Genomic DNA, 14,665 nt, shown 5'->3' with positions numbered 1-14,665 from the left:
ACCTATGCCCTGCGCACGTCGACGCCCGCTCGTTCGAGCTCGCTGACGACCGCGCTGTCCGGGTCGGCGTCGCTGACGATCCCGTCGACCTCGTCGAGCCCGAGCACCCGGAACGGGGACGCCGCGCCGATCTTCTCCTCGCTCGCCATGACCCACGTCTGGGCGGCCCGCCGCGACAGGGCGCGCTTCATCGCGGCCTCGTCGACGTCGCCCGTCGTCAGGCCCGTGTCCGGCCGCACGCCCGTGACGCCCATCAGGAAGAGGTCGGCGGTGACCTGGGCGGCCGCCTCGGCCGCGGCCGCGCCGGACGCGACCACGGAGTGCTTGAACAGCCGACCGCCGAGGATGAACACCTCGGCGGGGTGGTCGACGAGCGCGACGGCGATCGTCGGGCTGTGCGTGATCACGGTGACCCCGAGATCGCGCGGCAGCAGCCGGGCGACCTCGAGCGCGGTCGTGCCGCCGTCGAGGATCACCGTGCTCCGCGGCTGGATCAGCTCCAGGCAGGCGAGGGCCACGCGGTGCTTGCTCGTCGTCGCGATCTCCTGCCGGCGGGCGTAGCTGGCGGCCGCCGCCGGCACCGGGATCGCGCCGCCGTACACGCGCTGGCACAGCCCCGCGTCGGCGAGCTCGCGCAGGTCGCGGCGGATGGTGTCCTCGGAGGTGTCCAGCTCGATCGCCAGGTCCTTCGCGACGAGCCGGCCGTCGACCCTCAGCCGGTCGAGCAGGAGCTCCTTGCGCTGCGCCGCGAGCATCTGCACGTTCTCCCTTGTTTGTTCCGACTCGTGCATACTACTGCACATGACGACACCTCTGATGATTCTGATCGCCGGCCCGTACCGCTCCGGGACCGGCGACGACCCCGCCCTGATGGCCCGGAACCTGGAGCGGCTCGAAGAGGCCGCGTGGCCGATCTTCCGCAGCGGCCACATCCCCATGATCGGCGAGTGGGTGGCGCTCCCCGTGCTCAGCAGCGCGGGCGCGGACGGTCCGCTCAGCCCGCTCGCGAGCACGGTCATGTACCCCACGGCGGAGCGCCTGCTCCAGCACTGCGACGCCGTCCTGCGCCTCGAGGGCGAGTCGACCGGCGCCGACCAGGACGTGGCAATCGCGCACGAACGTGGACTGCCCGTCTACCACCGGGTCGAGGACATCCCCGGTTTCGTCGACCCGTCGCTGACGGACTGAGGCCGGGGCAGCGGCTACCGTTTTTCCATGGGGACCTGGGGATTCGGACCGTTCGACAACGACACCGCCGCCGACTGGGCGGGCCACCTGGACGAGGCCGCACCCGCGGCACGGCCGGCGCTCGTCCGCGAGGCGCTGACCACCGTCGTGAAGGCCACGGGCTACCTCGACGCCGACGACGCGATGAGCGCGATCGCCGCCGCCGCCGTCATCGCCGGGACACGTCCCGACGGTCCCGAGATCGACCCCACCTACGGCCCCGACGCGGAGACGCTGGCCGACCTGCGGCTCGACCCCGACCTCGACACGCTGGCGGCACAGGCCCTGGTGCGCGTGATGGACGAGGAGTCGGAGTGGCGCGAGCTGTGGGAGGAGGCCGACGAGTTCGACGACGCCCGTCGTGTGCTCGACGCGCTCCTCGCGGCGATCGACGGCGGCGGGGCGCCGTCCTGACGGCTCGGCTGTGGCGGCCGTCACGCCCGATCGGATGATCGTCGCAATCGCCCTCCACAGTCCGCGCACAGGCTGAGAGACTGTCCGCGCGCCGACGTCCGGGGGCTTCCGCCCGAGATGCGGCCGTGACCAGGGGGTCCCTCACATGCGTCGCTCGAGCCTGCTCGCCATCCCTGTCTCCGTCGTCCTGGCCGCGACCCTCGCGGCGTGCGGCGGCGCGTCCGAGGAGCCGCCGTCGGCGCCGAGCACGACGGCAGCCGCCGCAGAGGCGGAGGCGACGGTCGCACCGGCCGCTGACGAGCTGACCGCGGAGAACCTGTTCGCTCGCCTGGCCGCCGCACAGGCCGCCGCCCAGAGCTACGACATGGCGATGTCGATCACGGGCGCGACGTCCATGGACCTGACCGGGTCCGCAGACCTCACCGGCGGCAAGCAGAACATCGCCGCCTCCATCAACGACCCCGCGAGCGGCACCTTCGAGCTGCGGCTCGTCGACGGGATCATGTACATCAACCTCGGCGAGCTCAGCGGGGGCCTCTTCCTGCAGATCGACCCCAACGACGCCTCGAACCCGCTCGCGTCGTCGTTCGCCGGGTTCGGCGACGACATGCTCAAGTCCGGCTACGAGGGCATGGAGGGCGCGGTCACCACGCTCACCAAGACCGGCAACGCCGAGACGATCAACGGCGTCGAGGCGCAGGAGTACACCGCCGTCCTCGATACCGCGAAGCTTGCGCCGGAGGCGACCGCCGGCCTGCTGGGCGACGACCCCGCGGCGGCGCTCCCCGCGACGCTCACGTACACGTTCTGGATCGACGACCGCGACCTGCCCGTCCGCACCGTGTTCGAGGTCGCCGGCACGACGACCACCACGGACGTCTCCAACATCGGCTCCGGCACGCCCGTCGTGGCTCCCCCGGCCGACCAGGTCACCACGGAGATGCCCTTCTGAGTCGTTTGCACCGACCCCGTGACGTCGGCGATGGTCGGGGCACGAGGCATCGCGCCGAGGCCGACCCCGACAGGAGCCGACACATGACCGAGTCCATCTCAGGCTGGAAGACGTTCTGGAACAAGGGCGACTGGTGGCGGGCCGTGATCGTCACGGTCGTCTACCTTGCGCTCTACGTGGGAGCCGGGCAGCTCGTCGGCCTCCTGTTCGGTGACAAGGTCGATGCCGACGACATCTTCGCCTCCGCCCAGAGCGTCTTCTTCGGCTTGTTCCTGCCGCTCCTGCTCGGCTCGATCGTCGCGGCCGCGTTCGTCGCGTCGCTCGGCTGGTTCCCGGCACTGTTCGCGCGGCAGCCGATCCGCGGACGCTGGTGGATGTGGATCGCGCCGGTTCTCGTGCTGCTCGCGGTCGTGCTGCGGCTGCTCGGCATCGACTACGCGTCCTACGCCGAGGGCGTGGTCCTCGTGACGTTCGCCGCGGGTTTGCTCGTCGGGTTCGTCGAGGAGATCCTGACCCGCGGCATCGCGGTGAAGATGCTCCGGGACGCCGGCCGGTCCGAGTGGGTGGTCATGGTCGTCTCGTCGGCGATCTTCGCCGGGATGCACGCGACGAACATCCTCGGCGGGCAGGAGCTCTCGACCGTCCTGGCGACCGTGGGTTTCACGTTCGGGTTCGGCATCTGCATGTACCTGACCCTGCGCGCCACGGGGAACCTGATCTGGCCGATGCTGATCCACGGCCTCTACGACCCGACCCTGTTCCTCGCCACGGGCGGTATCGACGAGGTCAGGTCCGGCACCGAGAGCGTGTTCCTCACGCTCGCCGGGCCGGCGAACCTCCTGTTCATCCTGATGGCGCTCGTCGCGCTCGTCGCCGTGCGTGGACGGGTCCGATCCGGCCCCGCGTCGCGCGGGGCCGGAGCCGTCGCCTAGCGGCGAGCAACGAGATCGACCGCCCGGCTCGAGATCGACACTGTGACGTGCCGATCTCGCGCCGAACGGTCGATCTCGCGGTGTGCGCTCGCTCAGTACAGGGTCGAGGCCAGCCCTCGCGGCCACGCGAGCGTGGCGTAGAGCTGGACCGCGGCGGCCTGGTCGAGCAGCGTCGTGGACTCGGCGCCGACCGGGAACAGGTTGGTCGCCGGGTCGCGGACATCGGTCCACAGGCTGTCGGCGTAGGCCTGCTGCGCGTCGCGGTAGGTGTGCCCACCGGTCACCGACTCCAGCAGCGCCAGGTTCTTGAAGTAGATGGAGTTGAAGTAGATCGGCTGACCGGCGAGCCGGTCGTCCGTCGAGTAGAACGCCAGCGACGCCTGGGCGATCGCCTTGGCCTTCGTCAGGTACTGACGGTCACCCGTGGCCTTGTAGAGCAGCGTGTAGGTGCCGATCGGGGTGCCCTGGTTGTACGACCACTGGGTCCTGTCGATCGAGCCGTCGAGCTTGATGTTGTCCCAGTAGAGACCGTTCGGGGCGAGCAGGGTGGCGTCGGCCCACGCGACGCTGCGCTTGGCCCAGTCGAGGTAGGCCGTGTCGTGCGTGATCAGGTACAGGCGGGTGGCCAGCTCCGCGCCGGGGAACGTCGAGACCGTGTTGCGGTCCTGGCTCCACGGCGCCTGCGTCCAGAAGACGCCGCCGGGCGAGGCGTGCGACGGGTCGGTGTCCCAGCCGGACTCGACGAGCGCGAAGATCTCCTTGGCCCGGTCGAGCGACGCGCGGTCGCCGGTCTGGAGGAACTCCTGGACCTTGGCGAGCGCCACCCACTCGTTGTCGTCGTAGAACATGTCGCCGCCCTCGCCGTAGGGCGCGCGCACGTAGGAGTCGTAGCCGGGAAGGCCGGTGCTGCCGCCGGTCGCGTTCCAGTAGCGCTCCTGGCCGACCTTGCGGTCCGCCAGGTCGTCGCGGAACTCCCGTCCGGCGCGGCCCGGGAGACCGGTGAGGTCGAGCGTCGCGATGTGGGCCTGCGAGAACGGCCACTCGAACGAGTAGGTCCGGTCGTCGGCCGTCGGCACGGTGCGCTCGAGGTACAGGCTCGAGCCGTCGGTCGTGTAGAGGTGGTCCTGCATCGCCTGGTAGGCGGCGACCGCGCGGTCGGCGTTGCGTGATTGCCCGTGGCCGTCCTCGTGACCTTGCCCGGCCACCGCCGGCACGGCGCCGAGCGTGACGGCCAGCGCCGTCCCGGTGACGAGCGCCGTGGTCTGGATCAGTCGTGTCAGCTTCATTGCTCCCACTCCGTCGTAGAACCAGTCTGAACATATCGTGCGATTCTCAATATATCGAGAGTCTGGAGGAGCACAAGGTGTGCTAGATATACCCAGAGACGGCCCGGTCGCGAGGCCCGTGAGCACAGGAGCGGGGCCGTGGACGGAGCGCTCTACACGCAGGTCTACGAGGGGCTGCGCGCGCGGATCGAGAGCGGCGACGTGGCCGTCGGCGACAAGCTCCCCACCCAGCACGAGCTCGCCGCCGAGTTCCACGTCTCCGTCATCACGGTCAAGCACGCGCTCGCCCTGCTGCAGGAGGCCGGGTACATCGAGCGCCGCCCCCGCATCGGGTCGGTCGTGGTCAGCGCGGTCCCGACGACCTCCGCGCGGCACACCCTGCCGACGATCGGCTGCATCCTCACCAACTTCGACGACAGCTTCGGCACCCGGGTGCTGCACGGGCTGCTCGACGCGAGCCTCGGCGTCGCCAACGTCGTCCTGTCGCGGACCGAGGGCTACCACGAGCGCGAGCAGCTGCTCATCGCGCAGTACGAGGACCTCGACGGGCTGATCCTGCTGCCGTCCTCGTCGGACTGGATCCCGCCCGCGATCCTCGAGCTGGTCCACCAGGCGCACCCGCTGGTCATCCTCGACCGTCTGCTCGTCGGCCTGCCGATATCCACCGTCTGCTCCGACAACGTCGGCGCCGGCCGGCAGGCCACCGACCACCTGTTCTCCCTCGGCCACCGCAACATCGGGCTCGTGACGTCGGCCGGGCACGTGACGTCGCTCGACGACCGGCACACGGGCTTCGTCTACGCGCACGCGGCCCGCGGGCGCGCGTTCGAACCGCGTCACGAGTTCCGCGACGTCCGCTCGACCGTGCCGCACTCCACAGCCTCGATGGACGACGACGTCGCCGCGCTCAAGGAGTTCGTGCAGGCCAACCCCGAGATCACCGGGTTCGTCGGCGGCGAGTACTCCGTCAGCCTGCTGCTGCGCCGGGCCTGCCTGGAGCTCGGGATGCGCGTGCCGCAGGACGTCTCGATCGTCTCGCTCGACTCGCCCGACAACGCCTACGACGATGCGCTGCAGGCGTTCACGCACGTCGCGCAGGACGAGCGCGGACTGGGCCGCGCCGCCCTGTCCGGCGTCCTCGAACAGCTCGCGTCACCGGGCTCGATCGTGAAGTCGGTCCTGCCTACGGCGCTCGTCGTCGGGGAGACGACGGCCCCCCGCTGATCGGTTGCTCTGGTCCTGCGCCACCCACGGGGTTGGGGGTGTCTGGCAGGACCTCCCTCGGCGACGTCCGCGGACGTAGCGTCGCAGGCATGCACACACGAACCCTCGGACAGGGCCTGCAGGTCTCGGCGGTCGGCCTCGGCTGCATGGGGATGAGCCAGAGCTACGGACCCAACCCCGGCGATCGCGCCGACATGGTCGGCGTCCTGCGCGCTGCGGTCGACCGCGGCGTCACGTTCTTCGACACCGCCGAGGTCTACGGGCCCTTCGTGAACGAGGAGCTCGTCGGCGAGGCGCTCGCCCCGGTCCGCGACCACGTCGTCGTCGCGACGAAGTTCGGCTTCCGGTTCGAGGACGGGCGGTCGGCCGGCGTCGACAGCCGTCCGGACAGCATCCGTCGCGCCGCGGACGGGTCGCTCCGCCGGCTCGGCATCGACGTGATCGACCTCTACTACCAGCACCGCGTCGACCCGGCCGTGCCCATCGAGGAGGTCGCCGGCGCGGTCAAGGAGCTGGTCGCTGCGGGCAAGGTGCGGCACTTCGGACTCTCCGAGGCGGGCGCGTCGACGATCCGGCGCGCGCACGCCGTGCACCCCGTCGCCGCCCTGCAGAGCGAGTACTCGCTGTGGACGCGGGACCCCGAGCCGGAGGTGCTTCCCACGTGCGCCGAGCTGGGCATCGGCTTCGTGCCCTTCAGCCCTCTGGGCAAGGGATTCCTCACCGGGACCGTCGACGCGTCCACGCCGTTCGCCGCGGGGGACATCCGCACGACGATCCCACGGTTCACGGCCGAGAACCGCGCTGCCAACGAGGCACTCGTGGACCAGGTCCGCACGCTCGCGGACGCCAAGGGCGCGACACCGGGGCAGGTCGCTCTCGCGTGGCTACTCGCTCAGCACCCCTGGATCGTGCCGATCCCCGGCACGCGTCGCACGGCGCGCGTCGAGGAGAACGTCGGCGCGACCGAGGTTGCGCTCTCCGCTGACGAGGTCGCCCTCCTGGACGCGACGGCCGAGCGGATCGGCGTGCGGGGCAACCGGTACAACGCCGCCGGCATGGCGGCCGTCGGGCTGTGAGTGTCGGCGTCCGGGCGTAGCGTCGGGCCCGTTCTCGGGACGCGACGAAGGAGGCGCTGGTGACCAGGTTCGTCGTCGATGCCGCCGCAGCCTTGCGGCTGGCGGAGTCCGGGGCCGACGTCCCGGACGGGCACCAGCTCCTGGCGCCGACGCTGCTGCGCTCGCAGGCGCTGACGCTCATGCACGAGGCCGTCCACCGCGGCGACCTGTCCGCCGCGGACGCCCACCGGCGGCTCGCGCGGCTGCAGCAGCTGCGGATCCGGCTGCTCGGCGACGGCGTCCTGCGGCAGGTCGCGTGGAAGGTCGCCGACCAGCTCGGCTGGGCCTCGACCTACGACGCCGAGTACGTCGCCCTCACCCAGCTGCAGGCCGACTACCTGGTGACGCTGGACGACTCTCTGGCGGCCGCCGTCGACGGGACCGTGCAGGTCGCGCCGTTCGAGGCACTCCTCGGACCGCCCGCCTGACGCTGCACCATCACGCGCCGAAGCGGCCGCGGTGCTCGACGGGGATCAGGGGCTTCTCGGCGCGGACCTTCAGCTGCTGGACCGCCCAGGTGTTGCCGTCCGGATCGGCGAAGCCGAAGAACGTGCCCCCGTCGCGCTCGTCGAACACCGTGATCTCGGAGGCCTCGACGCCGCGCGAGAGGAGCTCCTCGCGGGCCGCCGCCGCGTCGGCGACGACGAGCTGCAGCCCCTTCAGGGATCCCGGTGCCATCTCGCTCTGCGACGGGAGGTTGCCGATGACGATCGAGCAGCCCGAGCCCCGCGGGGTCAGCTGCGCGACGTGCATGAACTCGTTCTCGGTGTCGTGGTCGAGGTCGAATCCGACCTGGTCTCGGTAGAACGCGATCGATGCGGCCAGGTCGCTGACCGGCACGACGACAACCTCCAGGGTCCAGTCCACGCTCGTCCTCCGTCTGCTCAGTGCGTAAGAAGTCGATCGAGCCTATCCACCCGGGTTAGCGTCTGAGCCTTGTGAGCCGGTTCCTCGACGTCGTGGTCCCGCCGCGACTGGACCGTCGGTTCCGGTGGCTGCTGGCCTCGTCGTGGACCTCGAACCTCGGCGACGGGATCCTCATCGCCGCAGGGCCTCTGCTGGTGGCGTCCCGCACGGACGATGCGTTCCTCGTCGCGCTGGCCGCGCTGCTCCAGTGGCTGCCGCCGCTGCTCTTCGGGCTCTGGGCCGGCGCGGTCACCGACCGGCTGGACCGGCGACGGCTCGTCATCACCGTCGACTGCATCCGGACCGGGATCGTCGGGCTGCTCGCGGCCGCGGTGTTCGCGGACATCGCGACGATCTGGCTCGTCCTGGTCGCGATGTTCCTGCTGGGCACGGCGGAGACCTTCGCCGACAACGCGTCCAGCACGCTGGTCCCGATGCTCGTCGACCGCGACGACCTGGCGCTGGCCAACTCGCGCATCCAGGCCGGGTTCGTCACCGTGAACCAGCTGGTCGGACCGCCGCTGGGCGCCCTGCTGTTCGCCGCCGGGCAGGCGCTGCCGTTCGCCGCCGACGCCGTCCTGGTCGCCGCGGGCGCGCTGCTGATCTCGCGCATCTCGCTGCCGCCGCACCGCACAGAGCACCACGACACCCACATCCGGCACGACATCGCCGAGGGACTGCGCTGGGTGCGGCATCATGCCGCGGTCCGGACGCTCGTGCTCACGATCCTGATCTTCAACGTGACGTTCGGGGCCGCATGGTCGGTGCTCGTCCTGTACACCCGCGAGCGGCTCGGGCTCGGCGCGATCGGCTTCGGCCTGATCACCACCGTCGGCGCTCTCGGCGGGCTCGCGGGCACCCTCTCCTACGGCTGGATCACGCGGTACGTCTCGCTCGCCAACCTCATGCGCATCGGCCTGATCATCGAGACCCTCACGCACCTCGGCCTCGCGCTGACCACCACTCCCGCGGTCGCCCTGGGGATCTTCTTCGTGTTCGGCGCGCACGCGTTCGTCTGGGGCACCACGTCGGTCACCATCCGCCAGCGCGCCGTTCCGACGGCCCTGCAGGGACGCGTCGGCAGCGTCAACCTCGTCGGCGTGTACGGGGGGCTCGTGATCGGCGCGGGCATCGGCGGCGTGCTCGCGCAGCACTACGGGATCACCGCACCGTTCTGGTTCGCGTTCGTCGGCTCCGCGATCTTCGTCGTCGCCATCTGGCACCAGCTCCGCCACGTCGCGCACACCGACGCCCAGGACGCCCCCGATCCCGTGTAGGCGCGGTCGACGCGGCGGCTGCGCGGCCAGCCGTTCGTCGCCAGGATCACCCCTCCCCGCCGTTCCTCCCGGACTCGGTCGTGGGTCAAGATGGCGACGACCGACGCTCGGGAGGAGGTGGCGATGACGCGCTCGGAACAGCTGGCGACGGCGCTCGGTGGGCGGTTCGAGGACAATCGGCCGATGCTGCGGGCGCTCGCGTTCCGTCTGACCGGGTCGGTCCGGGAGTCGGAGGCGGCCGTCGAGGCCGCGCGGACGCAGCTCGACGGCCAGGGCCTACCGGACGCCCTCCGCGCGGGGCTCATCACCGCCACCGCTCGCCACTGCCTGACCACGCTCCGCTCGCTCGAGCACCACGAGTGGCACGTACCCGACGTCGTGGTGAGCGACGCCGACGGCCACACGCCCGAGCAGCTCGCGCTGCTCGGCGGCGCGACCGGCGTCGCGCTCTTCGTCGCGCTCGACACGCTGTCCCCGGAGGAGCGCGTCGCCAGCGTCCTGCGCGACGGCGCCGGGGTCGCGTACGACGAGATCGGCGAGCTGCTCGACGTGTCCGCGCGCGCGGCCGAGTCGCTCGCAGGTGCGGGCCGCGAGCGCGTGAGCGCAGCCCCGGAGACCGACGTCCCCCTGCTCAGCCAGCGCAGGCTGGTCCGCGCCTACTACCGCGAGGCGAAGCGGGGCGACGCCGACGCGGTCCGCGGTCTGCTGCACGAAGGCGGTGTCACCCTGCGCTCGGACGCCGGCGAGCACGCCATCTCGACGATGGTCGACGACCCCGAGACGGTGGCTCGGCGCGCGGTCATGTTCGCGCGGGTGCCAACGACGTCGATCCCCGCGCTCGTCAACGGTGCGGCGGGAGCGGCGATCGTCGGCGGCGGGCAGGTGACCGCGGTCGTCGGTATGACCGTCGTCGGTGACCGCATCGCCGAGATCGACTTCCTCGCCGACCCAACCAGGCTCGCAGGCCTGGACCTGCCGACGTTCTGACGTCGCCGCGCGGTCGAGGACGAGCCCTGCTCAGACGGCGGCGGGCGTCCGCGACCCGAGGCGGTGTGCCAGCAGCCTCGCGGTCAGCACGGCGGCGACCGACTCCGCCGCGAGCAGCCCGACCAGCACGAGCAGCTGCACCTGCGCGGCCGCGGCCGGCGACGCCCCGCCGAGCAGCAGCCCGACGAACGCACCGGGCAGGGTGACGAGCCCGGCGCTGCGGGTCTGGTCGAGCGCCGGGACCAGCGACCGTGCGACGGCCCGGCGCGCGTGCCCGGCGACCGCCTGCCGCGGGGTGGCGCCGAGGGAGAGCCACGCCTCGACCTGGTCCCACTCGCCGCGCGCGTCGTCCCGGAGCCGCCCACCGGTGAGCGACACCGCGGTCATGGCGCCGCCGATGATCTGCGCACTGAACGGCACGATCGTCTGCGCCTGGAACGGCAGGGCGCCGCTGGCGAGGACGGGGACGACCGCAGCGAGTGCCCCGACCAGGATGGCGAGCGCGATCGGCGGCCACGTCGAGCGGCCGAGCCCGATCCGACGCACGGACGTCCACGAGGCCGCCACGAGCATGACGACGAGGTAGACCGCCACCCACTGCGGGTGCTGGAACACCCATGCGATCACGAGTGCGACGAGCGTGAGCTGGACCGCTGCCCGACCGACCGCGACCAGCGCGTCCCGGCGGACGTGGACGCGCGCCGCGGTGAGCACCGCGAGGACCACGCCGACCAGGACGACGAGCGCGAGCGCGACCCTCCAGGCCGGGGCGACGGTCACCAGGCCGCCATCACCGCGACCCCGAGGGCCGCCGCCGCCAGGCAGAGCACCACCGAGCCGACGGCGTTCACGGTCGCCCGCCGCGTCTCGCCGGCCTGGATCAGCCGGACGGTCTCGGCCATCGCGGTCGAGAACGTGGTGTACCCCCCGCAGAACCCGGTCGCGGCGACCACCAGGGCCGTCGGACCGAGCCCGTGGTAGAGGTGCGCGCCGTTGAGCAGGCCGATCAGCAGCGACCCCGAGACGTTGATCAGCAGGGTGGCCAGCGGGAACACCCGGGTCCAGCGGGCACGGATCGAGCCGTCGACGACGAACCGGGTGGCGGCCCCGACCCCGCCCAGCACCGCGATCAGGACAACCATCAGGCGGTGTCCCGTCCGCGGGCCGCGAGCGCGATCCCGCCGACGCACGCGAGGACCCCGAGCACCAGGCTCGCCACCGCGTACACCAGCGCCATCGTCACCTGGCCGTTCGCCAGCAGCCGCTCCAGCTCGAACGCGAGCGCGCTGAACGTGGTGAAGCCGCCGAGCACGCCGGTGCCGAGCCCGAGCCGCAGCACGCGACCTCGGGGGCTCTCCGCCCCACGCCGCAGCAGCCCCTCGAGGAGCGCGCCGAGCAGGAACGAGCCGAGCACGTTCTCGATCAGGGTCGCCGTCGGGAACCCGTTCGCCGACGAGCCCACCGCGGACGTGAGCGCGTACCGAGCCGTCGTGCCGACCATCCCGCCCAGGGCCACGACCGCGATCAGGCGCGGGTCGTGGTGCGGCGGACGGGTCACGGGCTCTCCTTCGGGTTCTGCGGCACGATCGTGACGGGTACGGGCTGCGTGTGCGCGAGGCGTCCAGCGGTCGACCCTCCGACCAGGTGGTTCATCCAGCCACCCAGGCCCGCGCGACGACTCCCCACGGCGATCATCCACGCGTCGTGCTCGTGCGCGACGCGTGCGAGAGCGTGTGTCGCCTCGCCGACCGTGTAGACGAACCGCCACGGACCCTTGTACCCGCTCAGGCGGTCGCCCACCTCGGTCGCCAGGTCCCACTCCGCGGCCACGGAGTCGCCCGAGTCGACGTGGTCCGGGTCCAGCGGGGTCGTCTCCAGGGAGCCGTCGTTGTCGGTCGCGACGAGGGTCCGGGACGTGTCGGACCACACGCACACGAGGTTCGTGCCGAGCGCCTGGGCCAGCTCGGCGGCGCCGTGCACCACGCGCGCCGACTGTTCCGGGATCACTCCGACGACCACCGCCCGCGCGCCCGTGAGCGGGGTGCCGTGCCAGGGGTGCGGTGCCGAGCGGGCCATGGGTCGTGCCTCCGTGCTCACGGTATCGCCGACGTCACGGAACAGCCCAGGCTCCCCGACAGTTGGCCAGGACATGACCACCACCATCGGATTCATCGGCGCCGGACTCATCGGCGGCACCCTGGCCAAGCTGGCTGTCGCGCACGGCTACGACGTCGTCGTCAGCAACTCGCGCGGGCCGGAGACGCTCGTCGACCTCGTCGCAGAGCTGGGCGACCGTGCCCGCGCCGGCACGCCCGCGGAGGCCGCAGCGGCCGGTGACCTCGTCGTCGTGACGATCCCGGTCAAGGCCGTCCCGTCCGTGCCCGTCGCCGAGCTGGCCGGCAAGCTCGTGATCGACACCAACAACTACTACCCGCAGCGCGACGGCCAGATCGCCGTCCTCGACGAGGGCTCGACGACCGTCTCCGGGTACCTGCAGCAGCACCTGCCGTCGTCGTCGGTGGTCAAGGCGTTCAACAACATCGGCTCCGGCGACCTCGGCACGCTCGGCGTCCCCGCCGGGACGCCCGGACGCCTCGCCCTGTCCGTGGCCGGCGACGACCCCGAGTCGCGCGCGACGGTCGTCGCCCTCATCGACGAGCTCGGCTTCGACGCCGTCGACGCCGGCCCGCTCTCCGAGAGCTGGCGGTTCGAGAAGGACCACGCGGCCTACGGCCTCAAGTCCGACGTCGCCGGCATGACGAAGGCGCTGGCGGAGGCCTGACCTAGGCCTGACCTCGCAGCGCCTCCGCCGGCCGGGCGTCAGCGCCAGAGCTCGGCGAGCTGCTCGGCCCGGGCCCTGCCCTGCTCGTAGCCGGCCCTCGCCGCAGGCGGGCGCAGCGACGGGTCCATCGCGTTGGTGCCGAACAGATGCTCGGAGGCGTCGTCCGGGAAGACCGTCTCGACCTTGCTGCCGCCTGCGCGCAGCTCGTCGACCTGCGTCGAGAGGTGCGTGCCCCAGGCGGACGGCATCAGCGACCGGCCGCCGAAGGGCGAGAGCACCAGCACCCGCCCGTACCCGGCCGCGAGGTCGGCGTTCTCGGCGTTGGACCGGTAGCCGCCGTCGATGTACCAGCCGTCGCCGATCCGGTACGGGAGGCCGCTGGAGCAGCTGGCGGCGACCGCGTCGGCCAGGTCGACCCCGCTGCCGCGGTCGAACACGACCGGCTCACCGGTCTCGGCGTCGACGGCCGTGATGAGCACCGCGCGGTCCGGCCAGCCCTGGTGGGGCAGCCGCGCGGCGACCGTGGCGCGCCACCGGGCCTGCCACGAGCCGTCCGACGCCGCCTCCAGCTCGAGTGCCGACGCCCCCAGCCTGCGGCGCAGGTCGGCCACGTCGGCGGAGGCGTCGATGGTGCTGAGGAGCCGTTCCAGGTGGTCCGTCACCGGCCTGGCAGGGCCACGGCTCCGGTCGGGCAGCTGCCCGGGGTCGGGGGCGGTGAGGGTGGCGGCGTAGAGCTCGGCCGGCGTCGCACCGGCGATCTGGGCCGCGGCGGTCGAGCCGGCGGACGTCCCGACGGTCAGGTCGGGCGTGGTCACGTCGAGGCCGGCGTCGAACAGGCCGGCGATCACGCCGATCAGCCAGGCGTTGCCGGTCGAGCCGCCACCGCCGAGGACGAGCGCTCGCTGGTGGTCGTGCTGGGAGGAAGAAGTGTTCATGGGAGTCGCCTTTCGCACGGTGCGTGGCGGGTACTCCCGGTGGCGACTAGCCCAGTCGCGCGGTCGCGGACTGCAGGGGAGCACCCGATGCGGATACTGCGTTCATGGGTCTCACCTCCTGACGTCCGGTCTCGATCACGGCGACGGTAGGCGCCGGTGCCGCGCCTGCGCAACCTCAATTGCCGGCCGCTACACCTCGGCGCGGCGGTCCCAGCGGGCACGCGCGTCGGCGTGGGCGCGGTCGATCAGGTCCAGGACGGTCTGCTCCGTGCGCGCGCCGGGGTTGATCACGGCCACCCAGCCGAGGTCGCCGTAGACGGGGTGGCGCAGGACGACGTCCGCCTCCGCCGGATCGGCCGCAGGCTCCGGCACCGCGCCGCGGCCGACGTGGACGTTGACCCGCCAGCGGCCCTCGTCGTCGAGCCGCGACAGCTCGTCGTCCGGGTAGTTCTTGGTGACGATCGTCGTGAACGGCTGGGTGTTCGTCGGCACCTGGCCGTCGGGTGCGTAGTAGACGAACGAGTCGCCCCACGCGATCGCGGGGAACTCGCTGCCCTTCGCGGGCGCGAGGACCAGGACGTGGTCGAGCCGGCGGACGTGGTCGAGGATCTGGTCGATCTCCATGCGC

19 protein-coding genes are annotated in these 14,665 nt (G+C 72.1%); 10 read left to right on the top strand and 9 right to left on the bottom strand.

The window, feature by feature from the left end; translation table 11 throughout:
* Window positions 1-2: 2 nt before the first annotated feature.
* A complete protein-coding gene (locus AC1DZC_RS11025; RefSeq protein ID WP_477043280.1) occupies window positions 3-803 on the bottom strand; it encodes a DeoR/GlpR family DNA-binding transcription regulator in 801 nt (266 codons plus the stop codon).
* Here AC1DZC_RS11025 and AC1DZC_RS11020 point away from each other — a divergent pair.
* The 4 genes from AC1DZC_RS11020 to AC1DZC_RS11005 all read left to right on the top strand — a co-directional run bounded on the left by AC1DZC_RS11020 (window position 802) and on the right by AC1DZC_RS11005 (window position 3,525).
* Window positions 802-1,188, top strand: a complete 387-nt coding sequence (locus AC1DZC_RS11020; protein ID WP_477037405.1) for a DUF4406 domain-containing protein — start codon at window positions 802-804, stop codon at window positions 1,186-1,188. The genes AC1DZC_RS11025 and AC1DZC_RS11020 overlap by 2 nt on opposite strands.
* A 27-nt stretch (window positions 1,189-1,215) precedes the next feature.
* A complete protein-coding gene (locus AC1DZC_RS11015) occupies window positions 1,216-1,641 on the top strand; it encodes a DUF4259 domain-containing protein (RefSeq protein WP_477043279.1) in 426 nt (141 codons plus the stop codon).
* A gap of 145 nt (window positions 1,642-1,786) precedes the next feature.
* Window positions 1,787-2,593 (top strand): LolA-like protein, encoded by an 807-nt coding sequence (locus AC1DZC_RS11010; RefSeq protein ID WP_477043278.1) that lies wholly within the window; start codon window positions 1,787-1,789, stop codon window positions 2,591-2,593.
* 83 nt (window positions 2,594-2,676) lie between these two features.
* Window positions 2,677-3,525: a lysostaphin resistance A-like protein gene (locus tag AC1DZC_RS11005; protein ID WP_477043277.1), complete on the top strand. Its 849-nt coding sequence runs from the start codon at window positions 2,677-2,679 to the stop codon at window positions 3,523-3,525.
* Window positions 3,526-3,617: 92 nt separating this feature from the next.
* On the opposite strand, the gene AC1DZC_RS11000 is transcribed toward AC1DZC_RS11005, so the two are convergent.
* Window positions 3,618-4,811, bottom strand: a complete 1,194-nt coding sequence (locus AC1DZC_RS11000; protein ID WP_477043276.1) for a glycoside hydrolase family 76 protein — start codon at window positions 4,809-4,811, stop codon at window positions 3,618-3,620.
* A gap of 138 nt (window positions 4,812-4,949) precedes the next feature.
* Between AC1DZC_RS11000 and AC1DZC_RS10995 the strand changes: the two genes are divergently transcribed.
* From AC1DZC_RS10995 to AC1DZC_RS10985, 3 genes are all read left to right on the top strand, one after another.
* A complete protein-coding gene (locus tag AC1DZC_RS10995; RefSeq protein ID WP_477043275.1) occupies window positions 4,950-6,035 on the top strand; it encodes a LacI family DNA-binding transcriptional regulator in 1,086 nt (361 codons plus the stop codon).
* A gap of 89 nt (window positions 6,036-6,124) precedes the next feature.
* The gene (locus tag AC1DZC_RS10990) at window positions 6,125-7,111 is read left to right on the top strand and encodes an aldo/keto reductase (protein ID WP_477043274.1); all 987 of its coding nucleotides are present in this window, start codon (window positions 6,125-6,127) and stop codon (window positions 7,109-7,111) included.
* 59 nt (window positions 7,112-7,170) lie between these two features.
* A complete protein-coding gene (locus AC1DZC_RS10985; protein WP_477043273.1) occupies window positions 7,171-7,578 on the top strand; it encodes a type II toxin-antitoxin system VapC family toxin in 408 nt (135 codons plus the stop codon).
* 10 nt (window positions 7,579-7,588) lie between these two features.
* On the opposite strand, the gene AC1DZC_RS10980 is transcribed toward AC1DZC_RS10985, so the two are convergent.
* Window positions 7,589-8,017 (bottom strand): VOC family protein, encoded by a 429-nt coding sequence (locus AC1DZC_RS10980; protein WP_477043272.1) that lies wholly within the window; start codon window positions 8,015-8,017, stop codon window positions 7,589-7,591.
* Between the two features lie 71 nt (window positions 8,018-8,088).
* Here AC1DZC_RS10980 and AC1DZC_RS10975 point away from each other — a divergent pair, with 71 nt between their 5' ends.
* Window positions 8,089-9,333, top strand: coding sequence for an MFS transporter (locus AC1DZC_RS10975; protein ID WP_477037414.1), 1,245 nt, complete (start codon window positions 8,089-8,091; stop codon window positions 9,331-9,333).
* Window positions 9,334-9,456: 123 nt separating this feature from the next.
* A complete protein-coding gene (locus AC1DZC_RS10970) occupies window positions 9,457-10,320 on the top strand; it encodes a sigma-70 family RNA polymerase sigma factor family protein (RefSeq protein ID WP_477043271.1) in 864 nt (287 codons plus the stop codon).
* A 30-nt stretch (window positions 10,321-10,350) separates the two neighbouring features.
* Here AC1DZC_RS10970 and AC1DZC_RS10965 read toward each other — a convergent pair whose 3' ends face one another.
* The 4 genes from AC1DZC_RS10965 to AC1DZC_RS10950 are packed head-to-tail and all read right to left on the bottom strand — an operon-like array spanning window position 10,351 to window position 12,396.
* Complete coding sequence (locus AC1DZC_RS10965) at window positions 10,351-11,100, bottom strand: ABC transporter permease (RefSeq protein ID WP_477043270.1); 750 nt, start codon at window positions 11,098-11,100, stop codon at window positions 10,351-10,353.
* A complete protein-coding gene (crcB, locus tag AC1DZC_RS10960) occupies window positions 11,097-11,462 on the bottom strand; it encodes a fluoride efflux transporter CrcB (RefSeq protein ID WP_477037417.1) in 366 nt (121 codons plus the stop codon). The genes AC1DZC_RS10965 and crcB overlap by 4 nt, the downstream gene beginning before the upstream one ends.
* Window positions 11,462-11,878 carry a fluoride efflux transporter FluC gene (locus AC1DZC_RS10955; protein ID WP_477043269.1) on the bottom strand — a complete coding sequence of 139 codons (417 nt, stop codon included), beginning with the start codon at window positions 11,876-11,878 and terminating at the stop codon, window positions 11,462-11,464. Before AC1DZC_RS10955 ends, crcB begins: the two co-directional genes overlap by 1 nt.
* A complete protein-coding gene (locus AC1DZC_RS10950; RefSeq protein WP_477043268.1) occupies window positions 11,875-12,396 on the bottom strand; it encodes a universal stress protein in 522 nt (173 codons plus the stop codon). The genes AC1DZC_RS10955 and AC1DZC_RS10950 overlap by 4 nt, the downstream gene beginning before the upstream one ends.
* Before the next feature lie 73 nt (window positions 12,397-12,469).
* On the opposite strand from AC1DZC_RS10950, the gene AC1DZC_RS10945 reads away from it, so the two are divergent.
* On the top strand, window positions 12,470-13,102 hold the full coding sequence (locus AC1DZC_RS10945) for an NADPH-dependent F420 reductase (protein ID WP_477043267.1): 633 nt from the start codon (window positions 12,470-12,472) through the stop codon (window positions 13,100-13,102).
* Window positions 13,103-13,140: 38 nt separating this feature from the next.
* Here AC1DZC_RS10945 and AC1DZC_RS10940 read toward each other — a convergent pair whose 3' ends face one another.
* Window positions 13,141-14,037 (bottom strand): patatin-like phospholipase family protein, encoded by an 897-nt coding sequence (locus AC1DZC_RS10940; protein WP_477043266.1) that lies wholly within the window; start codon window positions 14,035-14,037, stop codon window positions 13,141-13,143.
* Between the two features lie 189 nt (window positions 14,038-14,226).
* Window positions 14,227-14,661, bottom strand: coding sequence for a DUF6194 family protein (locus tag AC1DZC_RS10935; RefSeq protein ID WP_477043265.1), 435 nt, complete (start codon window positions 14,659-14,661; stop codon window positions 14,227-14,229).
* Between the last annotated feature and the right edge of the window lie 4 nt (window positions 14,662-14,665).

It is taken from the genome of Cellulomonas sp. P2_B4, from assembly GCF_056404795.1.
The sequence above is the reverse complement of the archived record's forward strand: the minus strand, read 5'-3'. Positions and strand labels throughout refer to the sequence as shown.

Coding starts and splice junctions, on each gene's coding strand:
- AC1DZC_RS11020 (WP_477037405.1), top strand. CDS start 802: ATGACGACACCTCTGATGATTCTGATCGCCGGCCCGTACCGCTCCGGG.
- AC1DZC_RS11025 (WP_477043280.1), bottom strand. CDS start 803: ATGTGCAGTAGTATGCACGAGTCGGAACAAACAAGGGAGAACGTGCAG.
- AC1DZC_RS11015 (WP_477043279.1), top strand. CDS start 1,216: ATGGGGACCTGGGGATTCGGACCGTTCGACAACGACACCGCCGCCGAC.
- AC1DZC_RS11010 (WP_477043278.1), top strand. CDS start 1,787: ATGCGTCGCTCGAGCCTGCTCGCCATCCCTGTCTCCGTCGTCCTGGCC.
- AC1DZC_RS11005 (WP_477043277.1), top strand. CDS start 2,677: ATGACCGAGTCCATCTCAGGCTGGAAGACGTTCTGGAACAAGGGCGAC.
- AC1DZC_RS11000 (WP_477043276.1), bottom strand. CDS start 4,811: ATGAAGCTGACACGACTGATCCAGACCACGGCGCTCGTCACCGGGACG.
- AC1DZC_RS10990 (WP_477043274.1), top strand. CDS start 6,125: ATGCACACACGAACCCTCGGACAGGGCCTGCAGGTCTCGGCGGTCGGC.
- AC1DZC_RS10970 (WP_477043271.1), top strand. CDS start 9,457: ATGACGCGCTCGGAACAGCTGGCGACGGCGCTCGGTGGGCGGTTCGAG.
- crcB (WP_477037417.1), bottom strand. CDS start 11,462: ATGGTTGTCCTGATCGCGGTGCTGGGCGGGGTCGGGGCCGCCACCCGG.
- AC1DZC_RS10950 (WP_477043268.1), bottom strand. CDS start 12,396: ATGGCCCGCTCGGCACCGCACCCCTGGCACGGCACCCCGCTCACGGGC.
- AC1DZC_RS10945 (WP_477043267.1), top strand. CDS start 12,470: ATGACCACCACCATCGGATTCATCGGCGCCGGACTCATCGGCGGCACC.
- AC1DZC_RS10940 (WP_477043266.1), bottom strand. CDS start 14,037: ATGAACACTTCTTCCTCCCAGCACGACCACCAGCGAGCGCTCGTCCTC.
- AC1DZC_RS10935 (WP_477043265.1), bottom strand. CDS start 14,661: ATGGAGATCGACCAGATCCTCGACCACGTCCGCCGGCTCGACCACGTC.